Source organism: Bradyrhizobium sp. 521_C7_N1_3, from assembly GCF_052075975.1.
GTDB lineage: Bacteria > Pseudomonadota > Alphaproteobacteria > Rhizobiales > Xanthobacteraceae > Bradyrhizobium > Bradyrhizobium japonicum.
This window is the reverse complement of record NZ_CP197232.1, coordinates 6,534,528-6,549,116: the sequence shown is the minus strand read 5'-3', so window position 1 is coordinate 6,549,116 and position 14,589 is coordinate 6,534,528. Positions and strand designations below refer to the sequence as shown.

At 63.4% G+C, this 14,589-nt stretch carries 7 protein-coding genes; all 7 read left to right on the top strand.

Annotated elements, in window-relative coordinates:
• Positions 1-5 precede the first annotated feature (5 nt).
• Positions 6-698, top strand: coding sequence for a 50S ribosomal protein L1 (rplA, locus tag AB7008_RS30790; protein ID WP_441260017.1), 693 nt, complete (start codon positions 6-8; stop codon positions 696-698).
• Between the two features lie 102 nt (positions 699-800).
• Positions 801-1,754, top strand: coding sequence for a 2-hydroxyacid dehydrogenase (locus tag AB7008_RS30785; RefSeq protein ID WP_441260016.1), 954 nt, complete (start codon positions 801-803; stop codon positions 1,752-1,754).
• Positions 1,755-2,338: 584 nt separating this feature from the next.
• Positions 2,339-2,857: a 50S ribosomal protein L10 gene (gene rplJ / locus AB7008_RS30780; protein ID WP_014494489.1), complete on the top strand. Its 519-nt coding sequence runs from the start codon at positions 2,339-2,341 to the stop codon at positions 2,855-2,857.
• Between the two features lie 54 nt (positions 2,858-2,911).
• Complete coding sequence (gene rplL, locus AB7008_RS30775) at positions 2,912-3,289, top strand: 50S ribosomal protein L7/L12 (protein ID WP_008136432.1); 378 nt, start codon at positions 2,912-2,914, stop codon at positions 3,287-3,289.
• A gap of 485 nt (positions 3,290-3,774) precedes the next feature.
• The gene (gene rpoB, locus AB7008_RS30770) at positions 3,775-7,893 is read left to right on the top strand and encodes a DNA-directed RNA polymerase subunit beta (protein ID WP_014494490.1); all 4,119 of its coding nucleotides are present in this window, start codon (positions 3,775-3,777) and stop codon (positions 7,891-7,893) included.
• A 129-nt stretch (positions 7,894-8,022) separates the two neighbouring features.
• Positions 8,023-12,219, top strand: coding sequence for a DNA-directed RNA polymerase subunit beta' (gene rpoC / locus AB7008_RS30765; RefSeq protein WP_014494491.1), 4,197 nt, complete (start codon positions 8,023-8,025; stop codon positions 12,217-12,219).
• 192 nt (positions 12,220-12,411) lie between these two features.
• On the top strand, positions 12,412-14,475 hold the full coding sequence (locus AB7008_RS30760; protein WP_304490255.1) for an FAD-dependent oxidoreductase: 2,064 nt from the start codon (positions 12,412-12,414) through the stop codon (positions 14,473-14,475).
• Positions 14,476-14,589: the final 114 nt, after the last annotated feature.

Genomic DNA, 14,589 nt, shown 5'->3' with positions numbered 1-14,589 from the left:
CGGTCATGGCAATCGGAACGCGTTTGAACAAAGCCCGCGAAGGTGTTGACCGCGAAAAGCTTTACCCGCTCGCGGACGCCATCAAGATGGTCAAGGAACGCGCCAAGGCGAAGTTCGACGAGACCATCGAGGTCGCGATCAATCTCGGCGTCGATCCGCGTCACGCCGACCAGATGGTCCGCGGCGTCGTGACCCTGCCGAACGGCACCGGCCGTACGCTCCGCGTCGGCGTGTTCGCCCGCGGCGCCAAGGCCGATGAGGCCAAGGCTGCGGGTGCCGACGTCGTCGGCGCCGAGGACCTGGTCGAGAAGGTGCAGAACGGTTCGATCGATTTCGACCGCTGTATCGCCACCCCCGACATGATGCCGCTGGTCGGCCGTCTCGGTAAGGTGCTCGGCCCGCGCGGCCTGATGCCGAACCCGAAGATCGGCACCGTGACCATGGACGTCACCGGCGCGGTGAAGGGTGCCAAGGGCGGCTCGGTCGAGTTCCGCGTCGAGAAGGCCGGCATCTTGCAGGCCGGCGTCGGCAAGGCCTCGTTCTCCGAGGAGAAGCTGGTCGAGAACATCAAGGCCCTGGCCGATGCTGTCTCGAAGGCGAAGCCGGCTGGCTCCAAGGGCACCTACATCCAGCGCGTTGCGGTGTCCTCGACGATGGGCCCGGGCGTGAAGGTCGAGCCGGGCACCATTCTCGGCTAAGGTTTGGAAATTGCATGAGGCGAGGGGCGGAATTGGACAACCGATTCCGCCCCTCGTCGTTTGTGGCGTTCGTCGGAAGCAAGAACTGGGAAACAAGAAAAAATGGCTGACAAGGTCCTGATCTACTCGCGCTTCCCGAAGACGATGATGGCGCGTTTCGCCGAGCGGTTCGAGCTGCTCGACACCGGCGGCAAGCCGGCGCACGAGGTGTTTTCGGCCGATGAGCTCGGCGGCATCCGCGCGATGCTCACCGCCGGCGGCTCGCCGCTCGGGGCGGAGGCGATGGACCTGTTCCCAAAACTCGGCGCCATCGTCTGCTACGGCACCGGCTATGACGGCGTCGACCTCAAGGCTGCGGCCGCCCGCAACATCGCGGTCGGCCACAGCCCCGGCGCCAATGCGGCTTCGGTCGCCGACATCGCCATGACCCTGATGCTGGCAACGACGCGGCGGATCCTGGTCGCCGACCAATATGTCCGCAGCGGCGATTGGGCGGCGTCAAAGCAGTCGCCGATGATGCGGCCGCAGGCCGGCATGCCCGGCCGCCGTATCGGCGTCTACGGCATGGGCGAGATCGGCCGCAAGATCGCGGCGCGCTGCGCTGCCTTCGAGAGCGAGGTCGGCTATTTCAGCCGCAGCAAATACGATCTGCCCTATCAATATTTCCCGACGCTGGAGGCGCTCGCCGACTGGTGCAGCGTGCTGATGATCGCGGTCCGGGCAGGGGCCGAGACCCAGTACGTCGTCAACGCCGATATCCTCGGGCGACTCGGGGAGCACGGCTATGTCGTCAACATCTCCCGCGGCTCAGTGATCGACGAGAAGGCCCTGGTGGCGGCCCTGACCGACAGGACCATCGCCGGCGCCGGCCTCGACGTCTTCGAGAAGGAGCCGCACGCCCCCGATGCGCTGACGGCGCTCCCCAATGTCGTGTTCGCCCCGCATATCGGCGGCCACACCCTCGAATCGCACGTCGCCATGCAAAACTGCGTGCTGGCGAACCTGACGGCGTTCTTCGCGGGCAAGCCGCTGCCATATGGGGTCAAATCGGCCTGAATCGGCCCTTGTCGGGCCGCCTCAAGCCCGGCCGGCAACGGATTGGAACTGGTGTGAATTTTGCTCTTGGCAAGCGGGCTCCGAGCGGTTAAAGAACCGCTTCCGGACGTGCCGGCCTCGGCTGGCGCGTTCGTGCACGCATTCCGAAAACCCGACAAGACAGGAGATCATTCCTTTTCAGGACGTCCGTGAGGATTTGCCCGAAAAGGAAGGAAAACCCGTCGGTTGGTGGAGTGCGGGCAGGGGTCGGGCGGTTCGCCGGCTGACCTTGTCCTGTCCAAGACTGCAGGCGCCCGCGGGAAATTTCGATTTCTCAACGGCTTAATCGCATGGCCTGCATAGACGGGTGAAGACCGGATTTCACTTCGCGCCCAGCTTCAACGGCTGGCTTGCGAAACGGGTCTGGTTCGGACCTCGACACGCCGTGGGCCTTAAGGGTTCCCGGAGGGCAGGCTTTAAATTGTCGTCTCGCCCGGCGCGTGTCCCAGGGGTTTTGGCCCCGAGGTTCAGGTTTTGGGTGGGACGATGGGTGCAACCCGGCGGTCCCGTTTCTCGCGATGACCGCCAACCGGAAAGAGCTTGCTGTGGAACGAGCGGCAAAAAAGGAAGCGGTCGAACAGCTCAATGGGGTCTTCAAGACCACGAGCGTCGCGGTCGTTGCTCAATATTCCGGCCTGACCGTTGCCCAGATGCAGAAGCTGCGTATGCAGATGAAGCAGGCTGGCGCCTCGGTGAAGGTCTCGAAGAACCGTCTCGCCAAAATTGCTCTTGAAGGCACTGACGTCGTTGCCATCGGCCCCATGCTGAAGGGACCGACCGTGATCGCCACTTCGAACGATCCGGTAGCGGCGCCGAAGGTCGCCATCGAATTCGCCAAGGCGAACGAAAAGTTCGTCATCATCGGCGGCTCGATGGGGAAGACCGTCCTGAATGTCGACGGCGTGAAGGCGCTTGCCTCGCTGCCGTCGCTTGATGAACTGCGCGGCAAGATCGTCGGCCTGCTTGTGGCCCCGGCGACCAAGCTCGCTCAGCTCGCCAATGCGCCCGCGGGCAAGCTCGCGCGCGTCATCCAGGCTCATGCCTCAAAGGGCGAAGCGGCCTGACGCCCTTCGCAAAACTCAAACCCGAACCAGACTTACACTCAAGGAAACTGAACAATGGCTGACTTGCAGAAGATCGTTGACGACCTCTCGAGCCTCACCGTGCTCGAAGCTGCCGAACTCGCGAAGCTCCTCGAAGAGAAGTGGGGCGTTTCGGCTGCCGCGGCTGTCGCCGTGGCTGGCCCGGCTGGTGGTGGCGCTGCCGCCGCTCCGGCGGAAGAGAAGACCGAGTTCACGGTCGTTCTCGCCTCCGCCGGCGACAAGAAGATCGAGGTCATCAAGGAAGTCCGCGCCATCACCGGCCTGGGCCTGAAGGAAGCAAAGGACCTCGTCGAGGGCGCGCCGAAGCCTGTCAAGGAAGGCGTGAACAAGGACGAAGCCGAGAAGATCAAGGTCCAGCTCGAGAAGGCTGGCGCGAAGGTCGAACTCAAGTAAGCAACGCTTACTGGCGCGAGATCCCGGGGCGAGCATCAGCGAGACCGGGGTCTCGGTCCATCCCTCGAAAAGGGCGGGCCAGATGCAAAAGGCGTGCGACGGAACGTCCCGACGCAGGCCGAACACGAAAAAGTGTGAGGATTTGAGGGTTAACCCCTCGAATCTTCACTATTGTCGCCCCATATCGGTTCGGCAGCACGAAAGCGCGGTGGGCAGGGATGCCGGATTTCCCTGTAAGCCGTTGGGAGAGCAGGCTATTTCGGGCTTTTGCAGTCCGTGAAGACAATCGTTGTGACGGGCGGGCGTGCCTATGCGCCCCGCGCGTCGTTTTGCGTTTTGAAGGTCTGAAGAACAGATTCAGGACATGACGGCCTGAAACTGGATTTTTAGTCCCCGAAACGGGTTCGAAAAATTCAACCCGGGGAGCGGCGGCAGCCGCGTCCTGGACGGCGCGCCCAGAGCGGGCGACGAAATGAGAGGCCACGATGGCGCAGCAGACATTCACCGGTCGCAAACGCGTTCGCAAGTTTTTCGGACACATCAAGGAAGTTGCCGAGATGCCGAACCTCATCGAGGTTCAGAAGGCGTCCTATGACCAGTTCCTGATGGTCGACGAACCCGCGGGCGGGCGTCTCGACGAGGGCCTGCAGGCTGTGTTCCGCTCGGTGTTCCCGATCTCCGACTTCTCGGGCACCTCGATGCTGGAATTCGTCCGCTACGAGTTCGAGCAGCCGAAATACGACGTCGACGAGTGCCGCCAGCGCGGCATGACCTTCGCGGCACCCCTCAAGGTGACGCTGCGCCTCATCGTGTTCGATATCGACGAGGAAACCGGCGCGAAGTCGGTGAAGGACATCAAGGAGCAGGACGTCTACATGGGCGACATCCCGCTCATGACGATGAACGGCACCTTCATCGTCAACGGCACCGAGCGCGTCATCGTCTCGCAGATGCACCGTTCGCCCGGCGTGTTCTTCGACCACGACAAGGGCAAGACCCATTCGTCGGGCAAGCTGCTGTTCGCCGCCCGCGTCATCCCGTATCGCGGCTCCTGGCTCGACATCGAGTTCGACGCCAAGGACATCGTCTATGCGCGTATCGATCGTCGCCGCAAGATTCCGGTGACGTCGCTGATGTTCGCGCTCGGCCTCGACGGCGAGGCGATCCTGTCCACGTTCTACAAGAAGATTCTCTACAAGCGGACCAAGGAAGGCTGGCGCGTTCCGTTCGACGCCAACCGTTTCCGCGGCTACTCGACCATCAACGACCTGATCGACGCCGACACCGGCAAGGTCGTGCTCGAGGCCGGCAAGAAGCTCACGGTGCGCGGTGCGCGTCAGATGCAGGAGAAGGGCCTGAAGGCGCTGCGGCTGTCCGATGAGGAGCTCGTCGGCAACTATCTCGCCGAGGACCTCGTCAACCCGAAGACCGGTGAGATCCACGCGGAAGCCGGTGAAGAGATCACCGACAAGTCGATGAAGGCCCTCAACGAGCAGGGCTACAAGGAACTGCCGCTGCTCGACATCGACCACGTCAATGTCGGCGCCTACATCCGCAACACGCTCTCGGCCGACAAGAACATGACGCGCGAGGACGCGCTGTTCGACATCTACCGCGTGATGCGTCCGGGCGAGCCGCCGACGCTGGATTCGGCGCAGGCGATGTTCCAGTCGCTGTTCTTCGACGCCGAGCGCTACGACCTGTCCGCGGTCGGCCGCGTCAAGATGAACATGCGCCTCGACCTCGATGCGCCCGACACCCAACGTACGCTGCGCAAGGAAGACATCCTCTCCGTCATCAAGACGCTGGTGGATTTGCGCGACGGCAAGGGCGAGATCGACGACATCGACCATCTCGGCAACCGCCGTGTGCGCTCGGTCGGCGAGCTCATGGAGAACCAGTACCGCATCGGCCTGCTGCGCATGGAGCGCGCGATCAAGGAGCGCATGTCCTCGGTCGACATCGACACGGTCATGCCGCAGGACCTGATCAACGCGAAGCCGGCGGCTGCCGCCGTGCGCGAGTTCTTCGGTTCCTCGCAGCTCTCGCAGTTCATGGACCAGACCAACCCGCTGTCGGAGATCACCCACAAGCGCCGCCTCTCGGCGCTTGGACCGGGCGGTCTGACCCGCGAGCGCGCCGGCTTCGAGGTGCGCGACGTGCATCCGACGCATTACGGCCGCATCTGCCCGATCGAGACGCCGGAAGGTCCGAACATCGGCCTGATCAACTCGCTCGCGACGTTTGCGCGCGTGAACAAGTACGGCTTCGTCGAGACGCCGTACCGCAAGGTCAAGGACGGTCGCGTCACGGACGAGGTCGTGTACCTCTCGGCGATGGAAGAGGGCCGCTACACGGTCGCGCAGGCCAACGTGCCGCTCGACCCGAAGGGCCGCTTCACCGAGGACCTCGTGGTCTGCCGTCACGCCGGCGAAGTCTTGCCGGTGACGCCGGACAAGGTCGACTACATGGACGTGTCGCCGAAGCAGCTCGTTTCGGTCGCCGCGGCGCTGATCCCGTTCCTCGAGAACGACGACGCCAACCGCGCGCTGATGGGCTCGAACATGCAGCGCCAGGCGGTGCCGCTGGTTCGCGCCGAGGCGCCGTTCGTCGGCACCGGCATGGAAGGCGTGGTTGCGCGTGACTCGGGTGCTGCGATCGCGGCGCGCCGTTCGGGCGTGATCGACCAGATCGACGCGACCCGCGTCGTCATCCGCGCCACGGAAGATCTCGATCCGACCAAGTCGGGCGTCGATATCTACCGCCTGATGAAGTACCAGCGCTCCAACCAGTCGACCTGCATCAACCAGCGTCCGCTGGTGAAGGTCGGCGACATCGTCAAAAAGGGCGACATCATTGCCGACGGTCCGTCGACCGATCTCGGTGAGCTCGCGCTCGGCCGCAACGTGCTGGTCGCGTTCATGCCGTGGAACGGCTACAACTTCGAAGACTCGATCCTGCTCTCCGAGCGGATCGTGAAGGAAGACGTCTTCACCTCGATTCACATCGAGGAGTTCGAGGTGATGGCCCGCGACACCAAGCTCGGCCCTGAGGAAATCACCCGCGACATTCCGAACGTCTCGGAAGAAGCGCTGAAGAACCTCGACGAAGCCGGTATCGTCTACATCGGCGCGGAAGTGCGCGCCGGCGACATCCTGGTCGGCAAGATCACGCCGAAGGGCGAAAGCCCGATGACGCCGGAAGAAAAGCTTCTGCGCGCCATCTTCGGCGAAAAAGCCTCCGACGTTCGCGATACTTCGCTGCGCGTTCCTCCGGGCGTGCAGGGCACGATCGTGGAAGTGCGCGTGTTCAACCGTCACGGCGTCGACAAGGACGAGCGTGCGCTGGCGATCGAGCGGGAAGAGATCGAGCGTCTGGCCAAGGACCGCGACGACGAGCAGGCGATCCTGGACCGCAACGTCTACAACCGTCTTGCCGAGCTCCTCGAGGGACGGCAGGGCATTGCGGGCCCGAAGGGCTTCAAGAAGGACACCAAGATCACCCGTGCGGTGCTCGAGGAGTACCCGAAGTCGCAGTGGTGGCTGTTCGCTTCGCCGAACGACAAGCTGATGGCCGAGATCGAGGCCATGCGGAAGCAGTACGACGAGTCGAAGAAGGGGCTGGAACAGCGCTTCCTCGACAAGGTCGAGAAGCTTCAGCGCGGTGACGAATTGCCGCCCGGCGTGATGAAGATGGTCAAGGTCTTCGTCGCGGTGAAGCGCAAGATCCAGCCCGGCGACAAGATGGCCGGCCGTCACGGCAACAAGGGCGTGGTGTCGAAGATCGTGCCGATCGAGGACATGCCGTTCCTCGAAGACGGTACGCATGCCGACATCGTGCTCAATCCGCTCGGCGTGCCCTCGCGCATGAACGTCGGACAGATCCTCGAGACCCATCTCGGCTGGGCCTGCGCCGGCCTCGGCAAGCGTATCGGCCAGACGGTCGATGCCTACCTGTCGAAGCAGGACATCAAGCCGCTGAAGGAAACCTTGAAGAAGGTCTACGGCGAGGACGAGACGATCAAGACGCTCAACGACAACGAGTTGATCGAGCTCGGTCACAATCTGAGCCGCGGCGTGCCGATCGCGACGCCGGTGTTCGACGGCGCCAAGGAAGCCGACATCGAGGAGATGCTGAAGCTTGCCGGTCTCGACGCTTCGGGTCAGTCGACCGTCTATGACGGCCGTACCGGCGATGCCTTCGATCGCAAGGTGACGGTGGGCTACATCTACATGCTCAAGCTGCACCATCTCGTGGACGACAAGATCCACGCGCGTTCGATCGGTCCGTACTCGCTCGTCACCCAGCAGCCGCTGGGCGGCAAGGCGCAGTTCGGTGGCCAGCGTTTCGGCGAAATGGAGGTGTGGGCGCTCGAGGCTTACGGCGCGGCGTACACGCTCCAGGAGATGCTGACGGTGAAGTCGGACGACGTCGCCGGCCGTACCAAGGTGTACGAGGCGATCGTCCGCGGCGACGACACGTTCGAGGCCGGTATTCCGGAATCGTTCAACGTGCTGGTCAAGGAAATGCGCTCGCTCGGCCTCAACGTCGACCTGCACAACTCCAAGGTGGGACCGGCGCCGACGTCGGAAGCAGCCGAGTAATACGACCTTTCATGCCCGGCCTTCACGGCCGGGCATCGGCGCCCCTCCCGAGGCCTTGAGGGCAGGGCGCCCCGATTGAGTGATTTTCGAATTTGCGGCCGTAGGCGACCGGCCCGCGAGGAGAAGACGATGAACCAAGAAATTATGAATCTCTTCAACCCGACGACTCCGGCTCAGGTCTTCGACCAGATCCGGATTTCGATCGCGTCTCCTGAGAAGATTCTGTCCTGGTCCTATGGCGAGATCAAGAAGCCGGAGACCATCAACTACCGTACCTTCAAGCCCGAGCGCGACGGCCTGTTCTGCGCCCGCATCTTCGGGCCGATCAAGGATTACGAGTGCTTGTGCGGCAAGTACAAGCGCATGAAGTACAAGGGCATCATCTGCGAGAAGTGCTCGGTCGAAGTCACGCTGTCGCGCGTCCGGCGCGAGCGCATGGGCCATATCGAGCTCGCGGCCCCCGTCGCCCACATCTGGTTCCTGAAGTCGCTGCCCTCGCGCATCGGCCTTCTGCTGGACATGACGCTGAAGGATCTCGAGCGGATCCTCTACTTCGAATATTACGTCGTGCTCGAGCCGGGCCTCACCGCGCTCAAGGACCGTCAGCTGCTGTCGGAAGACGAGTATCTGAAGGCGCAGGACGAGTACGGGCAGGATTCCTTCACCGCCATGATCGGCGCGGAAGCGATCCGCGAGCTGCTCAAGGGCATGGACCTCGAGAAGCTCGAGGCGTCCTTGCGCATCGAGATGCAGGAGACTGACTCCGACATCAAGCACAAGAAGCTCGCCAAGCGCCTGAAGATCGTTGAAGCGTTCCGCCACTCCGGCAACAAGCCGGAATGGATGATCATGACGGTGGTCCCGGTGATCCCGCCGGACCTGCGTCCGCTGGTGCCGCTGGACGGCGGCCGCTTCGCGACCTCGGACCTCAACGACCTCTACCGCCGCGTCATCAACCGCAACAACCGCTTGAAGCGGCTGATGGAGCTGCGCGCGCCGGACATCATCATCCGCAACGAGAAGCGCATGCTTCAGGAAGCGGTCGATGCGCTGTTCGACAACGGCCGCCGCGGCCGCGTCATCACGGGTGCCAACAAGCGTCCGCTGAAGTCGCTCGCCGACATGCTCAAGGGCAAGCAGGGCCGCTTCCGTCAGAACCTGCTCGGCAAGCGCGTCGACTATTCGGGCCGTTCGGTGATCGTGGTCGGTCCCGAGCTGCGCCTGCATCAGTGCGGCCTGCCGAAGAAGATGGCGCTTGAGCTGTTCAAGCCGTTCATCTACTCGCGGCTTGACGCCAAGGGCCTGTCCACCACCGTGAAGCAGGCGAAGAAGCTGGTCGAGAAGGAGCGGCCCGAGGTCTGGGACATCCTGGACGAGGTCATCCGCGAGCATCCGGTGCTGCTCAACCGCGCACCGACGCTGCATCGTCTCGGCATCCAGGCGTTCGAGCCCGTGCTGATCGAGGGCAAGGCGATCCAGCTGCATCCGCTGGTCTGCGCCGCGTTCAACGCCGACTTCGACGGCGACCAGATGGCCGTGCACGTTCCGCTGTCGCTCGAAGCGCAGCTGGAAGCGCGCGTCCTGATGATGTCGACCAACAACATCCTGCATCCGGCGAACGGCCAGCCGATCATCGTGCCGTCGCAGGACATCGTGCTCGGTCTCTACTACGTCTCGATCATGCGCGAAGGTCTGCCCGGCGAGGGCAAGATCTTCGGCGACATGGCCGAGCTCGAGCACGCGCTGCACGCGAAGGTCATCCACCTCCACACCAAGATCAAGTATCGGTGGCAGGGCATGGACGAGACCGGCAAGGTCTCGACGCGCTGGATCGAGACCACCGCGGGCCGCGTCATGCTCGGCAATCTGCTGCCGAAGAACCCGCGGATTTCGTACGAGATCATCAACAAGCTGATGACCAAGCGCGAAATCTCGGGCGTGATCGACCAGGTCTACCGTCACTGCGGCCAGAAGGAGACTGTGATCTTCTGCGACCGCATCATGGCGCTCGGCTTCTACAACGCGTTCAAGGCCGGCATCTCGTTCGGCAAGGACGACATGGTCGTGCCGAACTCCAAGTGGAAGATCGTCGACACCACCCGTACGCTGGCGAAGGATTTCGAGCAGCAGTACAACGACGGTCTGATCACCCATGGCGAGAAGTACAACAAGGTCGTCGACGCCTGGTCGAAGGCCACGGAAGAAATCGCCAAGGCGATGATGAAGGAGATCTCCTCGACCAAGAAGACGGCGAGCGGGGCGGATGCCGACATCAACTCGATCTACATGATGGCTCACTCCGGTGCCCGCGGTTCGCCGGCCCAGATGCGCCAGCTCGCCGGCATGCGCGGCCTGATGGCCAAGCCGTCGGGCGAAATCATCGAGACGCCGATCATCTCGAACTTCAAGGAAGGCCTCTCGGTGCTCGAGTACTTCAACTCGACCCACGGCGCCCGTAAGGGCCTCGCGGACACCGCGTTGAAGACCGCGAACTCGGGCTACCTGACCCGTCGTCTCGTCGACGTGGCGCAGGACTGCATCATCACGCAGAACGACTGCGGCACCAAGCTCGGCATCAAGATGCGCGCCATCGTCGATGCCGGCACCGTGGTTGCCTCGCTCGGCTCGCGCATCCTTGGCCGCACGGCCTGCGAAGACGTGCGTGACAGCTCGGGCAAGGTGATCATCAAGCGCGGTACGCTGATGGAAGAGAGCCATCTGGACGCCATCCACCAGGGTGGTGTGCAGGAGGTGAAGATCCGCTCGGCACTGACCTGCGAGCTCGTCAACGGCATCTGCGGCATGTGCTACGGCCGCGATCTCGCCCGCGGCACGCCGGTCAACCACGGTGAAGCCGTCGGCGTCATCGCGGCGCAGTCGATCGGCGAGCCCGGCACCCAGCTGACCATGCGCACCTTCCACATCGGTGGTGCGGCGCAGCTCAACGAGCAGTCGTTCGTCGAATCCAACTTCGACGGCAAGATCGTGATCCGGAACAAGGCCATCGCCCGCAACAGCGAAGGTCACCTGGTCGCGATGGTCCGCAACATGGTGGTGGCGATCGTCGATGCCGACGGCACCGAGCGTGCGACGCACCGTATCCAGTACGGTTCGCGCCTGCACGTCGACGAGGGCGACACCGTCAAGCGCGGCCAGCGCATCGTCGAGTGGGATCCTTACACCCGTCCGCTGCTCACCGAAGTCGAAGGTACGATCGGCTTCGAGGATCTGGTCGAGGGGCAGTCGATCTCGGAAACGCTCGACGAGGCCACCGGTATCGCCAAGCGCGTGGTCATCGACTGGCGCTCGACCCGCGGCGGCGCGGACCTGCGTCCGGCCATCGTGGTCAAGGGCAAGGACGGCAAGGTGCTCAAGCTCGCCCGTGGCGGCGATGCCCGCTACATGCTGTCGGTCGACGCCATTCTCTCGGTCGACGTCGGAGCCAAGGTCAATCCGGGCGACATCCTCGCCCGTGTCTCGACCGAAAGCGCCAAGACGCGTGACATCACCGGCGGTCTGCCGCGGGTGGCGGAACTGTTCGAGGCACGGCGTCCGAAGGATGCGGCGATCATCGCCGAAATCGCGGGCACCATCCGGTTCGGGCGCGACTACAAGAACAAGCGTCGCATCTCGATCGAGCCGATGGACAAGACCGACGAGGCACGCGAGTACCTGATCCCGAAGGGCAAGCACATCCACCTTCAGGACGGTGACGTCGTCGAAAAGGGCGACTTCATCGTGGAAGGCAATCCGGCGCCGCACGACATCCTGGCGGTCAAGGGCATCGAGGAGCTCGCGGCCTATCTGGTCAACGAGATCCAGGAGGTCTACCGGCTCCAGGGCGTGCTCATCAACGACAAGCACATCGAGGTGATTGTCCGTCAGATGCTCCAGAAGGTGGAAGTCACCGACCAGGGCGACACGGACATGATCTCCGGCGAGCAGGTCGACAAGATCGAGTTCGACGCGCTCAACGAGAAGGCGAAGGAAGAGGGCAAGAAGGTCGCCACGGGAACGCCGGTTCTGCTCGGCATCACCAAGGCGAGCCTCCAGACCCGCTCCTTCTTCTCGGCGGCCTCGTTCCAGGAGACCACCCGCGTCCTCACGGAAGCGGCGGTCAACGGCAAGGTCGATCCGCTCGAAGGCCTCAAGGAGAACGTCATCGTCGGCCGGCTGATCCCGGCGGGCACCGGCGCCTCCATGGCCAAGATCCGCGAAGTCGCGATGAAGCGCGACAAGCTGATCCTGGACGAGCGCGAGAAGCAGGCGGCCGTCGTGTCGCCCGCGCCGGAAGCGGAGCTTCCTGCGCTGCCTCCTGCGGAATAATCCCTCATCCGTAGGAATACCGAGGACAATGAAAAGGCCGGCGCAAGCCGGCCTTTTTGCTGCTTTGTTTGCCTGTTGCGGTGCAGGATCAACCTTTGTTCATCTTTCCTTCAGGCGCAAAAGCGCTTCTGCTAAGGGAACTTAGACCGGTGGTCCCGTGACGGGGGCAGGGCCGGAGACCACGGAACTCATATGCTTGATCTCGCAATCGTAGGCGGCGGCCCCGGCGGGCTGATGAGCGCCTGGTACTTGAAGCGTAAGCTCGGCGACCTCTGCCGCATCACCATCTACGAGGCCTCCGACCGGCTCGGCGGCAAGATCGTCACGCGCAAATTCGATTCCGCGCCGGCGATGTACGAGGCCGGCGTTGCCGAGATCTACGACTACTCGATGACGGGTCCCGATCCGCTGCGCGAGCTGATCCAGCATTTCGGACTTCAGACCATTCCGATGGACGCCGAGCAGGTGCAGTTCGGCGGCGAGCTCCTCAACGACGTCGCAGGCATGCGCCGCAAATACGGCGCCAAGACTGCGGCGGCGATCGAGGCGTTCCGCAAGCGCTGCGCCGAGGCGATGTCGCCGATCGAATATTACGAGGGCGTCGGCGCGCACGACAACGAGAATCCCTGGGCCTACAAGACCGCCGAGCAGGTGCTCGACGAGGAGGTCGAGGACGAAACCGCAAAGCGTTTCTTCAAGGTGATGGCGCGCTCCGACATCGCGACCGAAAGCCACAACACCAACGGGCTCAACGCGCTCAAGAACTACCTGATGGACGTCGACGGCTATATCGGCCTCTATTCCATCCAGAACGGCAACGAGCAGCTGATCGAGTGCCTGCAGTCGGAGGTCAACGCCGACATCCAGCTCAATCACCGCGTGCTCACCGTCGGCAAGGCGCCGACCGGCCGCTACCAGCTCAAGATGATGAACGGCAAGGGGCCGGAGACGCGCGACTTCGACCTCGTGCTGGTCTGCCTGCCGCATTCGTGGCTCGCGACCATGGGCTGGGAAGGCGAGCAGCTCCGCAAGTCGATGGTCAAGCACGTCTCGTATTTCGATCGTCCCGCGCATTATCTGCGCGTCTCGATCCTGTTCGACACGCCGTTCTGGGGTGAGAAGATTTCCGGCGCCTGGTTCATGTCGGAAGCCTTCGGCGGCTGCTGCGTCTACAACGAGGGCGCGCGCCACGACGTCGGCAAGCACGGCGTGCTGAACTGGCTGATTCCCGGCTCCGACGCGCTGGCCTTCGCCAATCTGTCGGATCAGGAGCTGATCGACGCCGCACTGAAATCGCTGCCCGCCTCGCTCGGCGATGCGCGTTCGCATTTCGTGGAAGGCAAGATCCACCGCTGGCTGTCGTCGGTGAACGCCATCCCCGGCGGTCTGCCCGTGCGCGACGTCATGACCAATCACCGGCCGGAGCCGAAGGAGCATCCCGGCATCGTGGTGGTCGGCGACTATCTGTTCGACTCCACGCTGAACGGTCTGCTCGACTCCTCGGACGCGGCGACCGACATCATCCTGACCGAGATGATGCGCCTGCGCCGCGAGCGCGCACAGGAGGAGGGCGAGCCGGTCTCGGACAAGATCGACCGCGATTATTTCGAGAATTATCGCGGCCTCGGTCCCTATAGCGACGCCTGGCGCCACTTCAGCGATCCCGATTATCTGGCCAAGCTGATCGGCATCGTCTGGGGCAAGGCCAGGGGCGCCAAGCTGCTGGTCGCGGGCTCGGCCAGCGGCGAACTGGTCGGCGCGCTCCGCGATCGCGGCATCGATGCCTTCGGCATCGAAAACAACCGCGCCATCCACGCGAGGACGCCGAAGGCGCTGAAGAAGTACAACAAGCTCGGCTCGATCACCGACTTGCCGTTCAAGGGCGGCGCCTTCGACTTCGTGTTCGAGACCAGCCTCTGCCATGTTTCCCCGAAGCAGGTGGTCCGCGCGATCCGCGAACTGAACCGCGTGGTCAAGACCGGCCTCGTGTTCGGCTCGATCACCTCGGACATGGCTTCGGTGGTGATCGACCGCTACGACCTGCTGCGCGGCGTCAAGAAGCTCGGCACCTGGTGGGAATGGTCCGAGCTGTTCTTCGGCAACGGCTTCGACCTGTCGATGCACCGCAAGGACTGCACCGATGCGCTCTGGGAGGCGACGCTTGCCGCCAACAAGGGCCCGGGCCAGTGGTACGCCGACGCCGACAGCCTGCGTTATTCCTTCTTCGACAAGGTCGAGGATGAGGACGACGACTAGAGACGGGATCGGACCGGCCTAGCCAATTGCTTTGCCGAATTCGTCATGATCGCATAGAATCGGTGCGATAGCGGTTGCCGCTATTTCCTGCTTTCTCCGCGGTCATGCCGGCCG

What these genes read in the sequence shown, in the direction of transcription:
- rplA (WP_441260017.1), top strand. Translation starts at nt 6, where the DNA reads ATGGCAATCGGAACGCGTTTGAACAAAGCCCGCGAAGGTGTTGACCGC.
- AB7008_RS30785 (WP_441260016.1), top strand. Translation starts at nt 801, where the DNA reads ATGGCTGACAAGGTCCTGATCTACTCGCGCTTCCCGAAGACGATGATG.
- rplL (WP_008136432.1), top strand. Translation starts at nt 2,912, where the DNA reads ATGGCTGACTTGCAGAAGATCGTTGACGACCTCTCGAGCCTCACCGTG.
- rpoB (WP_014494490.1), top strand. Translation starts at nt 3,775, where the DNA reads ATGGCGCAGCAGACATTCACCGGTCGCAAACGCGTTCGCAAGTTTTTC.
- rpoC (WP_014494491.1), top strand. Translation starts at nt 8,023, where the DNA reads ATGAACCAAGAAATTATGAATCTCTTCAACCCGACGACTCCGGCTCAG.
- AB7008_RS30760 (WP_304490255.1), top strand. Translation starts at nt 12,412, where the DNA reads ATGCTTGATCTCGCAATCGTAGGCGGCGGCCCCGGCGGGCTGATGAGC.